Genomic DNA, 13,163 nt, shown 5'->3' on the forward strand with positions numbered 1-13,163 from the left:
CACCGATGTTATAGTAAAAAATAACGTAAAGTGTCTTATAACTATCTGATGTACAACTAGCACATCAGGTTCTTTGACGAATACAAGGACATGAATACTAGCTGGAATAGACGGGAATTTCTACAAAAAACCAGTGCCGCAACCATGGCCGCTCTGGCAGCGGGAGCGCCCATGTCGAGCCTGTTATCGGGTTGCAGTCGGACGCGCAAGCCGGGTGAAACAACCGGCACCGCCGATACGGTCATCCTGCTCTGGATGGCGGGCGGCATGGCGCATACAGAAACGTTCGATCCCAAGCGGTACACCCCTTTCGAGAAAGGGATGGAAGGCAACCGGGTGTTGAGTACGTTCAAATCAGTACCAACTGTGCTGGATGGCATCCATTTTTCCGATGGGCTACAGTCCATTGGGAAGGTGATGGACAAGGGAACCTTGATTCGGTCGTACGTGGCTGCGGATATGGGGCATATCCTGCATTCCCGCCACCAGTACCATTGGCATACCTCTTACGAGCCGCCCCAAACCGTTGCGGCTCCGCATCTTGGCTCCTGGATTGCCAAGGAACTGGGCCCGAAAAACCCGGTCATTCCTGCCTTTGTCGATATTGGTCAGCGGTTCACTGTGGGTGAGGCCGAAGAGCTTAAGGCGTTTCATACCGCTGGTTTTCTGGGAAATGAATTCGGCCCGTTCTTTATTCCGGACCCAAGTCAGGGGCTGGAGAGTGTTCGGCCGCCGGTGGGCATGGACGCCAAACGATTTGAACGCCGGAACCAATTGTATAACGATCTGATTAGTGGCGGGCCGATGGGCGAGTTTGGGAGTGATTACCAGAAAGAGTCCCTCAAACGCTCGATGGAACAGGCGTATATGCTGCTGAACTCACCCGAAGCCAAAGCGTTCGATCTGAGCAAAGAACCCAAAGCGAGTTACGACATTTACAATACCGGCAAGTTCGGGCTGGGTTGTTTGCTGGCCCGTCGGCTTACCGAGCAAGGTGCCCGCTTTATCAGCGTCACGACCGAGTACGAGCCGTTTAAGGGATGGGATACCCACGAAAATGGACATACCCGCCTGGAAGATATGAAAAAGCAGATCGACGGGCCGATTGCACAGCTTATCAAAGATTTGGACAAAACCGGTCAACTCGACCGCACGATGATTATTCTGGCCAGCGAGTTCAGCCGGGATATGATGGTAGAAGGGCGGCCGGATGCTAAAGTACAGGAACAGGTTCGACAGCCGGAAATCCTGTCCGACCTTAAGTTCTACGGTATGCACCGTCACTTTACCGATGGTTGTTCCATTCTGATGTTTGGCGGAGGGATCAAAAAAGGGTTCGTGTACGGCAAAACCGCCGACGAACGCCCGTGCAAAACCATTGAGAATCCGATCCATATCGAAGGCATTCACCAGACCATTTACCATGCGCTGGGTATTGCTCCGGATACGCATTATGAAGTGGAAAAACGACCTTTTTACTCAACGCCCGATGGGAAGGGCAAGGCCGTTATGGACTTGCTAGCATGACGATTTTCGCCTGACAGCATGAATGTCACGGATAGTGCGAACGTTAACGTTCGTGCTTACTATTCCCCGGCCTCTGGCCGGTTAGCGAGTATTTTATTTCGGCTAGAGGCCGGAGAATAATCAGCACGAACGTTGACGTTCGCGCTATCCTGGACTATCCTGAATTAAACAAAGGTGCGGTATGCATAAAAGTGCTTTCTATATCATTGGTCTGATTGCCGGCATTGTGGTGTATCTGCAATCCTGTTCGACCAGCTCCTCCAGTCGGGTAATCGACCAGGGCAGGTCGGATAATTTGCCGGAAACGATCAGCTATAACTTCGATATCAGGCCTATCCTTTCCGATAAGTGTCTGGCCTGCCACGGGCCGGATGCCAACAAGCGGGAGGCTGGTCTGCGGCTCGATATGGCCGAAAGTGCGTATGCTGCCTTGAAAGAGCATCCGTCGGCGCATGCGTTGGTGCCGGGGAAGCCGGAGGTGTCGGAAGTGGTTCGGCGAATTACCTCGGCCGACACGTCGATCATGATGCCCCCACCTTCGTCGAACCTGAAGCTGACGGCCCGCGAAATAAAGCTGATCGAGAAATGGATTCAGCAGGGGGCGGCTTATGAAAAACACTGGTCGTTCGTTTCGCCGAAAAAACCGGTAGTGCCCACCGTGAAACTGGCCGACTGGCCGAAGAATGAGATTGATTACTTCATTCTGCAAAAACAGGAACAGCAGGGTGTAACGCCAAACGAAGAAGCCGACAAAGAGCGGCTGCTTAAACGGCTGAGCCTGGATTTAGTGGGCTTACCGCCTACACTCGCGTTGATGGATAGTTTCCTGGCCGACAAGAGCGCCAATGCGTACGAAAAGGCCGTCGACCAGCTATTGAAGAACCCCGCTTACGGGGAGAAAATGGCGCTGCACTGGCTCGATCTGGCCCGTTATGCCGATTCGCATGGGTACCAGGACGACGGTTACCGGACGCAGTGGCCCTGGCGGGACTGGGTCATCCACGCCTTTAACAAAAACATGCATTACAACGATTTCGTGAGCTGGCAACTGGCGGGCGATCTGATGCCCAACTCGACCAAAGAGCAGCTTCTGGCAACGGCCTTCAACCGAAATCACAAAATTACTGAGGAAGGGGGCGTTATTCCTGAAGAGTATCGAACCATGTACGTCACTGACCGGAATGATTTGTTTGGCAAGGGTTTACTGGGCGTAACCATCGAATGCGCCCATTGCCACGACCATAAATACGACCCATTCTCGCACAAAGAATACTACCAGCTTTTCGCGTTTTTCAATAACGTAAAAGAGGTTGGTATCGAATCCGTTATTGGCGGCCCGGATACCTACGCCAAGAAACCACTGATGGAAATCAGTAATGAGGACGTAAAAAGTATCCTATCCTTCGTCAATAAACGGGATACCAACCGCCTGATCGTGTCGGTGATGGGCGATCTGGACACGACCCGGAAAACATTCATTCTCAAGCGGGGCGTGTACGACGCCCCCGGCGACGAAGTACAGCCCGGAACGCCCAACGCTATTCTGCCTTTTAATCCCAGCTATCCAAAAAACCGGCTCGGGCTGGCCAAATGGCTCTTCGATAAGAAAAACCCTCTGACGGCCCGCGTGTATGTCAACCTGCTGTGGCAGGAGTTCTTCGGAAAAGGTATCGTCCGCACATCCGGTGATTTCGGGATGCAGGGCGAACTGCCTTCCCATCCCGAACTACTCGACTGGCTGGCGGTCGATTTTATGGAGCATAACTGGGACATTAAACGACTGGTGAAACAGATGGTGACCTCGGCTACCTATCGCCAATCTGCGGTGATTACGCCCGAAAAACTGGCTGCCGACCCGGACAATCGGTTAATGGCCAGAGGGCCGCGTTACCGTATTCAGGCTGAATTTGTAAAAGACCTGGTGCTGAGCAGCAGCGGGTTATTGAATCCCACCATTGGTGGGCCCAGCGTGAAACCCTATCAACCTGCCGGTTTGTGGGAAGGAGCAACATCGGGGCGGGGTCTGCTGTCGATGTACACCCAGGACCATGGGCCAAACCTGTACCGACGGGGTATGTATACGCTGATCAAGCGCACGGTTCCGCCCCCGTCGATGGCTATTTTCGACGCCAGCAACCGCGACCTCTGCGAGGTAAAACGATTGAAAACCAACACGCCCCTCCAGGCGCTGGTCATGATGAACGACCCAACCGTGCTGGAAGCGTCGCGGGTGCTGGCCGCCCGGTTGTTGCAGGAGCGTGCCGATATGAATGCCCGGATCGAAAAAGCGTTTCGCTTGATCGTTGGCCGGAAACCGAGCGAAAAGGAAGTATCTATCCTGAGTGCCTACTACGATAAAGAACTGAAAAAGTCGACCAGAGCAAGCGCTGAGAAGTCGCTGGCCGTGGGCGAGTACCCCATTCCGGCCACGATCGACAAGCTAAAACTTGCCGCCCTGATGCGGGTCGTCACAACCATTTATAATCTCGAAGAAACCATCACAAAGTCCTGATCGTCATGGAAAAAGAAATTCTCGAACACGGCCTGCATTTTAACCGGCGTCGCTTTCTGTCCAGACTTAGCTTAGGGCTGGGCAGTGCTGCGTTGGGTTCGTTGTTGATTCCTGACCTCTTCAGTGGAAATGGTATGGATGAAGACGGCCTGACGGTGGGCATCCCGCATTTCGCCCCAAAAGCCAAACGGGTCATCTATCTGTTTCAGAACGGAGCGCCTTCCCAGCAGGAATTGTTTGACTACAAACCAAAGCTGCGGGAAATGATGGGGCAGGAGTTGCCGCCTTCCGTTCGGGGTACGCAACGGCTGACGGGCATGACGGCCAACCAGAAGGAGTTCCCGATGGTGGGTTCATTCGTCGATTTCAAGCAATATGGTCAGTCGCGGGCCTGGGTTAGTGACCTGTTTCCGTACACCGCCAAAATTGTGGACGACCTGTGTATCGTGAAGTCGATGTTCACGGAGGCCATCAACCACGACCCGGCCCTGACGTTTTTGCAGACGGGGTCGCAGCAGGGCAACCGGCCAAGTATGGGCTCCTGGCTGAGCTACGGCCTGGGAAATGAAAATAAAAACCTGCCCAATTTCACGGTGCTGCTCTCGCGTGGTATAGGCAACGGGCAGGGCGTTTACTCGAAATTATGGTCGAACGGATTTCTGGATTCCGTGCATCAGGGGGTTCAGTTCAGCAAGGGCGAAGACCCGGTGCTGTACCTGCGCGATCCCGAAGGCATGAGCCGACAGGACCGGCGTGACATGCTCGATAATCTCGCCCAACTCAACGACCTGTCGTACCAGGAGTTTGGCGATCCGGAGATAGCCGCCAAAGTAAAACAGTATGAAATGGCGTATCGGATGCAGACCGCCGTGCCGGAGGTTATGGATTTGTCGAAAGAGCCGGATGATATCATCAAGCTCTACGGCCCTGACTGTCTGGTGCCTGGTACGTTTGCCGCCAACTGCCTGCTAGCGCGAAAACTATCCGAAAATGGTGTGCGCTTCGTTCAGTTGTACCACCAGGGGTGGGATCAGCATGGCAACTTACCGTTCGAAATAGCCAAACAGGCAAAGGATGTCGATCAGGCGTCGGCGGCTCTGGTCACCGACCTCAAACAGCGGGGTTTGCTGGATGAAACGCTGGTGATCTGGGGCGGTGAATTTGGGCGGACGAGTTACACCCAGGGTAAACTTACCAAGGAAAACTACGGTCGCGACCACCATCCGCGCTGCTTCACCATCTGGATGGCGGGTGGAGGCATTAAGCCGGGAATGGTGTATGGTGAAACGGATGATGTGGGCTACAACATCATCAAAGACCCCGTTCACGTGCATGATTTTCAGGCCACGATACTAAATCAACTGGGACTCAATCACGAGAAACTGATCTTCAAACACCAGGGTCGGCGGTACCGGCTAACGGATGTATCCGGGAAAGTGATCCACGATATTCTCGCGTAAGCTTGTTGTACCAAACAGCTTCCAGCTGTTTATTGACCGCTAATAGACTTACACCATTCACTTGAATTTTTATACCAAACAGCCAGAAGCTGTCTGGTATACAATCCTATTAAATATGAATAAACGGCTGGTCAAGTTCGCAGAACAAGGGGTATTTGTTCTGGCCATCTTCATTCTGTTCATCCTGCTTTTTAGCGATCGTATTGTTGTGCCTCTCTGGTTGCAGCCCGTTGGGCGTATGCACCCGCTGTTTCTTCATTTTCCCATCGTCATTCTGTTGCTGGCGATGCTCATGGAAGCGTTTCGTTTTCGAACTAAATCCGCTGAAAATCAAGCTGACGCTTCAGCCTTTTACCGAGACTTTCTGGCTAATTTACTGCTCGTTGGCACCTTGCTGGCTGGCCTTACGGTTATCATGGGCTTGTTTTTAGCGCAGGAAGATGGGTATTCCGGTCAGGTGTTGTTCTGGCATAAATGGTCGGGCGTGGGGATTTTCTTCGCATCGGCACTTGTTTATACGATTCGAAATAAAGCCTGGTATACTGCCCGAATCGCCAGAGTTGGGGCACTGACCACAATTGTATGTTTAATTGGGGCGGGGCATTATGGGGCTACGTTAACCCATGGTGATAATTTCCTCTTTGCACCCATAAGTAACGAACTGAAACCAACCCCCGTTTCGCTCGATCAGGCCCTGGTGTTCAATGATGTGATACAACCCATTTTCGAGCAAAAATGCGTTAGCTGCCATAACCCCGACAAATTAAAAGGGGAACTGAACCTGACTAGCATAGAGACGATTCAGAAGGGTGGAAAAAGCGGTAAGTTATTGGTAGCCGGTCAGCCAGCCGTTAGTTTGCTGTTACAGCGAATTCATTTGCCCTCCGACGAAAAGAAACATATGCCCCCGCTGGGAAAGAGCCAGCTTACACCCCAGGAAATGACCCTGCTGGCGTTGTGGGTAAAAGGCCGCGCCGACTTTCAGAAGAGGGTTGTCGATTTGCCCCCCACCGACTCGCTGCGCTTCATCGCATCGGCGTTGTTCAAACCGGTTCAGGCGGTTGAAACGTTTGAGTTTGACGCTGCCGATGCCGAGACCGTCAAGAAGCTGAACGACGATTACCGAACCGTTGCCCCGCTGGCAAAAGAGTCGCCCGCGCTGGCTGTTAATCTATACAATCGGGCCGCTTACAAACCGGAAAAAATCGACGAACTGAGTGCGGTAAAAGAGCAGATCGTTTACCTGAACCTGAATAAAATGCCCGTTACTGATGCGACCCTAAAGCAAATTCGGCAGTTTGAAAACCTTCAGAAACTGGACTTGAATTTTACGGACATCACGGGAAAAGGACTGGCTGAGCTAGCGTCACTGAACCACTTAAAGACACTGTCACTAGCCGGAACGAAGGTTACGTTTGCTGACCTGCAAAAGCAGATCGGTTCGTTTAAATCCCTTAAATCCCTGGCTGTCTGGAATACGACACTCACAACCGCTCAGATCACACAATTGCAGAAAGAGCATAAAAACATCCAGTTTATCGGCGGGTTCGACGGTGCCGCCAGTGAGCCAATCAAACTTAATCCGCCACAGATCAAAAATAACTCCACCATCTTTAACAAGACGCTGGCCCTGCAACTGAAACACCCGATTCGGGACGTTCAACTCCGGTTTACTACCGACGGCAGCGAGCCCGATAGCATTCATTCACCCCTGTTTACTGGTAAGACGGTTTTGGATAAACCGGCCATTATCAAGGCAAAAGCTTATAAGCAGGGTTGGTTTAGCAGCGATGTGGCTACGTTTAGTTTTTACAAGGGCTCCTACTTACCGGATAGCGTGAACTTATTGCTACCGCTCAACCCGGTTCATCAGGCCGAGGGGGCACATACCTTTTTCGATAGCAAGCTGGGTACGTTCAACGCGAACAGTCCGGCCTGGGCCAACAACTGGGCAGGGTTCAGAAAGAATGAAATGGCACTGGTATCCGAATTTAAGAAGCCGGTCAGTGTGAGTTCGGTTGCCCTGCGGATTATGATCGAGGAGGAAACCAGTATTTTTCCGCCCGGCCTGGTTGAAGTGTGGGGTGGCCCCAGCCGAACACAGATGAAACGACTAGGAACGCTCAGACCTGAGCTTCCTGCTCAAAAAAGCCCCCACGAGCTGAAAGCCATTACCTGTACATTTCCTCCACAAACCATTTCGTACCTCAAAATTGTAGCGTATCCGCTCAAGCAAATCCCTGCCTGGCATCCGAATAAGGGAAACACCGCCCTGTTGCTGGTAGATGAAGTCTTCATCAACTGATTTCTTTTTGAATGCCTTTTAGTTATTCGGCGAACGCACTGAATCTTCATTTATAACCAATAGGTTAGTGAAGTTTCAGATGGGTTTGCCGGTGGTTACCTTAATGCCGAATAAACTATATAAGAATTTATTGATATATATGAAAATTAACTTTATAGCGTGTTGTTGATTATCAGTTAGATACATTCGATCCATTCGTTTACAAAACTATAATTTATTAAGATTCCGCTCCTCTATGGGTAGGTATAGGAAAGTATGAGAGAGTTAAATATCAATATTTGACTATTCGATTGACTTTTTTCGAAACAGAGTCACCTTAAAAATCCTATTCCTTACTCCAAAAACCATGAAGAGATTCTATTTATCTATGGCAATGGCCATGGTGGTTGCAGAGTCCTTTGCAAGTTCTGCAAAACAGCTTAACGGCGGCCTGTCTAAAAACCGGACGTCCGTTAATGCCCTGGTAGCCCTTAACGCTCCGGATCGCCTGGCAGAAGCCGCGACGGATATTACCGTGTCAGGTAAAGTAAGAGATGAGAAGGGAGATGCATTACCCGGCGTAAGTGTTGTGGTAAAAGGATCAACACAAGGGACAACCACCGATGGAACGGGTAGTTTTAAAATCTCCGTCCCTAACGCCAATTCGACGCTGGTTTTCAGCTTTGTTGGGTATGCACGAAAAGAAGCCGTTGTGGGTGGCCAAACGACACTTACCGTAACATTATCGCCGGATGACCAAACATTAAATGAGGTTGTGGTCGTTGGCTACGGTAGTCAGTTGAAAAAGGAAATAACGGGTGCTGTGCAGACTGTAAGTGCCGCAGAAATCAAAGATTTACCCGTGTCTCAGATTGGCCAGAAATTGCAGGGCCGACTGGCGGGTGTGCAAATTAACCAGGCTACCGGTAAACCGGGTCAGGGTATCAGTATCCGTATTCGCGGTCAGGTATCGGTTTCGGCGGGTAGTGACCCGCTTTATGTAGTTGATGGCTTCCCGATAACGGGCAACATTGCCCAGCTTAACCCCGATGAGATTGAAGATCTTTCGGTGTTGAAAGATGCCGCTTCGACCTCGCTGTACGGGTCGCGGGCCGCCAACGGGGTTGTGCTGATTACCACTAAAAAAGGCAAGCCAGGTCAAACAAACGTTAGTTTCAGCACGTTTGCGGGTATCCAACAGGTACCCATGCGCGGTCGTGTAAAAATGCTGGATGCGGTTCAGTTTGCGCAATTCAAAAAAGAATATTACGAAGACCAGTTGCAGCCCGTGCCGGTTGAATTTCAAAACCCGTCTCAGTACGAAGGTAAAAACAACGACTGGTATGACGCTTTAATACGGCAGGCACCGTTGCAGAGCTATAACCTGAGTATTTCTAATAATACAGGCAAGGCTAACACGTCGTTGGTTGCCGGTATCTTCAATCAGGATGGGGTAGTACTGAATAACAAATACAAACGGTATTCGCTGCGCCTTAACTCAAACTACAATTTGTCGGATCGGGTAACGATTGGCTTTAACGTAGCTCCTTCATACGTGTTCGATAATACGCCCCGAACAGATGGCGACCGGGGAACCGGGATTTTATTCAACGCCCTGCACACCTGGCCGGTTATGCCCATTTATGCAGCAAATGGTGAACTGACCAAGTTCAATACCTTCCCCGGCAGTACGGGTAACATTTTCCAGTATCCCAACTGGGTGCGGGCTGCTAATGAACTGGTCAATGAAACCAAGAATACCAACCTGCTGGCGAATGCGTATGTGCAATACCGGCCGATCACCGGGTTAACCCTCCGGTCGACGATGAACATCGAGTACCAAAACGCTAAGTTCTTCTTCTTTAACCCGTCAACGGCAACGAGTGCTATCAACGTGCCCATACCCACTACGGCTGTTTCGATTCGGCAGGGACTGGAGAACACATCCTGGCTGAACGAAAACCTGGCTACCTATACCCGCAGCTTCAATGACCACAACTTTGAGTTGCTGGCTGGTTTTACTAACCAGTGGTATCGACAGGAATTCAGCCGTATCCAGGCCGATACCTATGCCGATGATCGGCTTCCTACGATTCAGGGGGCACTCAATATAAACCGGGGTGGTACACAAAATGGTGTAAACCAATGGGCATTAACGTCTTATCTGTCTCGTTTGACCTATAACTACAAGGGAAAATACCTGTTTACCGCAGCTGTCCGGACAGATGGTTCATCCCGATTTGGTGCGAACAATCAGTTTGGTACGTTCCCATCGGCTTCGGTAGGCTGGGTACTGTCGGATGAAAACTTCATGAAAACGGTCATGCCCGTTTCGTTTGCCAAAGTACGAGCTAGTTACGGCGTAATCGGTAATAATAACATTGGTAACTACACGTCGTACGCCTTAGTTAACAATACAACAAATGCCGTATTTGGTAGCACAGTCGCTACGGGTGCTGTCGTAACGTCGCTGGCTAATCCTAATTTAGGCTGGGAAACGACCAAGCAGTTTGATATAGGGCTTGACCTGGGTTTGCTTAACGACCGTATCCAGTTCATTTACGATTTTTATACGAAACGGACGACGAATCTGCTTTACGCCGTACAAATTCCACAGGAGTCGGGCTTCGCCAATTTTAATGACAACATTGGTGAAATCAAGTTCTGGGGCCATGAGTTCTCGCTGACTTCCAAAAATACGACGGGCCGACTCAGATGGACGACCAATGCGAACATCTCGTTTAACCGCAATCAGGTTGTTGCACTGGCTCCGGGTATCGACCGGGTGTATGGTTCGTTCCACATTACGCAGGTTGGTAAGCCCTTCGGGCAGTTCTATGGCCTGATTAAAGAAGGCTACTATCAAAGCGCCGAAGAACTCCGAACATCACCCATTATTCCGGGCCGTTCGGCGGTTGGAACCATCAAGATGAAAGACGTCAACGGAGATGGTGTGATTACCTACGGTGGTGATGCCGATGACCGTACCATTATTGGCAACCCATTTCCGAAATTCACCTACGGGATTACGAACGATCTGAAGTACGGTAATTTTGATTTCTCGATTACAGGTTCCGGCTCGTATGGCAATCAGTTATGGGTTCGCCACTTGTATAGCACGGCCAACCTGGATGCTGTATTCAACATGGTTGAAGGCGTAAAAGACCGTTTCCGCGTTCAGAATGTCCTGACGAATGGTGTTGGTGTGGCTACTAAGGTTATCACACCCGGAGCCGGTCAGTTTGGCGCAACCAACAATGGTGGGAACTTTACCGGTATTGAACGCGACTGGAACAGTACGCAATTCCTGGCCGATGCGTCGTTTTTTACCATCAAAAACATCACGCTGGGCTACAACATAGGGGCGGTCAATAAGCTCTTCAAGTCGGCGCGAGTCTATGCGTCGGCCCAACAGGTCTATATATTCACGAAATACTGGGGTGGTCCAAATCCGGAAACCAGTGGAAACGGAGCTGGTGACGGTGACGGCGGTAACCTGAGCCAGGGAGTCGATTTTTCGAACTACCCGGTTCCTCGTACCTATACACTCGGCGTTAACCTGAACTTTTAATCCATCGTCATTGAATCGTTAGTTGTGTCAGTCAATCTTTATGAATGTGGATGGCACCTCCGCAACCATTCGATAACCTATAAACTCATTTCGAACTATATGACACGTAAATACATAGCGACCTGGCTTTTGGGCATTGCTCTGACCGGTTGCACAAAAGATTTTCTAACGGTAACGCCCGAAACGGCGCTGAGTTCGGCAACATTTTTCAAGACCGAAGCTGACTTTCAGCAGGCTGTCAATGGGGCTTATGTACCCCTTCGGCAGATGTTCAACGAGCGGGCCTGGGTTTTGGAGGAAATGCACTCCGACAATACGTATTATGCCCGTAACACGCTCTATGGCGCGGTTGATCCAACTGAAAACGTGGCTGATTTTGCCGTTCCAACGGCCAATGGGGTTACGGCTAACGATAACGTACTGGTACAGTATCGGTTAAATTATGTGATCATTGCCCGCGCTAATCAGATTCTGTCACTTATCGACGGTAATAGTGTAACGTTCAGTTCAGAGGCATTAAAAAACAATCTGAAAGGGCAGGCCTTGTTTCTGAGAGCTTTCGCCTACTTTGATCTGGTTCGTTTGTTTGGTAAGGTTCCGTTGCACTTGGTACCGGTTGCCGGTCGCGAAGACGCAGCATTACCGCTGTCAACAACAGATGCCATTTATGCTCAGATCGAAAAAGATGCGTTAGCGGCCAGTACAGCTTTGCCCAATAAAGCCACCCAGACTGAGGGTCGGGCTACATCAGGAGCGGCTAAAGTCCTGTTGGCAAACCTATACATTACCCAGAAGAAATGGGCGCAGGCTGAAACACTGTTGAAAGCAGTAGTAGCCAATGATGGCTATGTATTGATGCCTGATTACAACGATGCGTTTTCGTTTACCACCGCGAATAAGAACAATAAGGAGTCTGTGTTTGAGATTCAGTATATGGAAGGTTCGGCCGGGTATAACGGTAACCAGATTTATCGCTTTATACCTTCGCCCATAACAGCCGCCGAAATTCTCCCCCTTACGGGCACAGCGAATGCTCAGCCTACGTCTCAGGAGAGTAACAACATCCCAACGCCGGATCTTATCGCGGCCTATGAGACTGGCGATAAACGGAAGGATATATCCATTGGATATGTTACGTTAAGCGGAAGTCTGCGCGCCGATAAAACGTATCCGTATATCAAGAAATATGCTCGCCCCCATTCGCAGCATAACAATACCGGTCAGAACTGGCCTGTGTATCGCTATGCCGAAGTGCTGCTATTTTTAGCGGAATCGTTAAATGAGCAGGGCAAAACAGGTGAGGCTGCTCCCTACATCAATCAGGTACGCGCCCGTGCGGGTTTGGCAGCTACCACGGCATCGTCTCAGACCGATATGCGGGAAGCTATCTTTAGAGAACGGCGCGTTGAGCTGGCCTTTGAAAACAAACGTTGGTTTGACTTAACCAGAACCGGCCGTGTAAAAGAGATTATCGGTGCCTATGGCGCAAAGGTGAAAGCCAATCCTGCCGCGTATTATTTCCCGGCTGGAGCGGTTCCTCCACCTAACGCGTTCACTGTCCTGGATGATTATTATGGCCTGCCTGCTGTAGAAGCGGCCTTAACCCCAAATTTCTAATAGTCTATGTAATCAACTGGCGTTTATAAATGCCAGTTGATTACATGTCTTTGTGCATTGAATACCTAGGTTGGTGATTCTGATTACCTAGAAGCAGAATCGATTTCGGCTCTGCTTCTTTTCTTTCTCTCTGTCTGGCAAAGGCGGTAAATCACCACAAACCCATGCTTTATAAACAATAATCAGGTTGGT

At 50.4% G+C, this 13,163-nt stretch carries 6 protein-coding genes; all 6 read left to right on the plus strand.

Annotated features, from left to right (window positions below):
* The first annotated feature begins 90 nt into the window (after positions 1-90).
* Positions 91-1,527, plus strand: a complete 1,437-nt coding sequence (locus CRO74_RS02795; RefSeq protein ID WP_097124464.1) for a DUF1501 domain-containing protein — start codon at positions 91-93, stop codon at positions 1,525-1,527.
* Between the two features lie 181 nt (positions 1,528-1,708).
* Positions 1,709-4,039, plus strand: a complete 2,331-nt coding sequence (locus CRO74_RS02800; protein WP_097124465.1) for a PSD1 and planctomycete cytochrome C domain-containing protein — start codon at positions 1,709-1,711, stop codon at positions 4,037-4,039.
* A 5-nt stretch (positions 4,040-4,044) separates the two neighbouring features.
* Positions 4,045-5,499: a DUF1501 domain-containing protein gene (locus tag CRO74_RS02805; protein ID WP_097124466.1), complete on the plus strand. Its 1,455-nt coding sequence runs from the start codon at positions 4,045-4,047 to the stop codon at positions 5,497-5,499.
* A gap of 115 nt (positions 5,500-5,614) precedes the next feature.
* Positions 5,615-7,804, plus strand: a complete 2,190-nt coding sequence (locus tag CRO74_RS02810; RefSeq protein ID WP_097124467.1) for a c-type cytochrome domain-containing protein — start codon at positions 5,615-5,617, stop codon at positions 7,802-7,804.
* A 346-nt stretch (positions 7,805-8,150) separates the two neighbouring features.
* Positions 8,151-11,354 (plus strand): SusC/RagA family TonB-linked outer membrane protein, encoded by a 3,204-nt coding sequence (locus tag CRO74_RS02815; protein WP_245877739.1) that lies wholly within the window; start codon positions 8,151-8,153, stop codon positions 11,352-11,354.
* A gap of 99 nt (positions 11,355-11,453) precedes the next feature.
* Positions 11,454-12,971 (plus strand): RagB/SusD family nutrient uptake outer membrane protein, encoded by a 1,518-nt coding sequence (locus CRO74_RS02820; RefSeq protein WP_097124469.1) that lies wholly within the window; start codon positions 11,454-11,456, stop codon positions 12,969-12,971.
* Positions 12,972-13,163: the final 192 nt, after the last annotated feature.

This window comes from Spirosoma fluviale (assembly GCF_900230225.1).
Classification (GTDB): domain Bacteria; phylum Bacteroidota; class Bacteroidia; order Cytophagales; family Spirosomataceae; genus Spirosoma; species Spirosoma fluviale.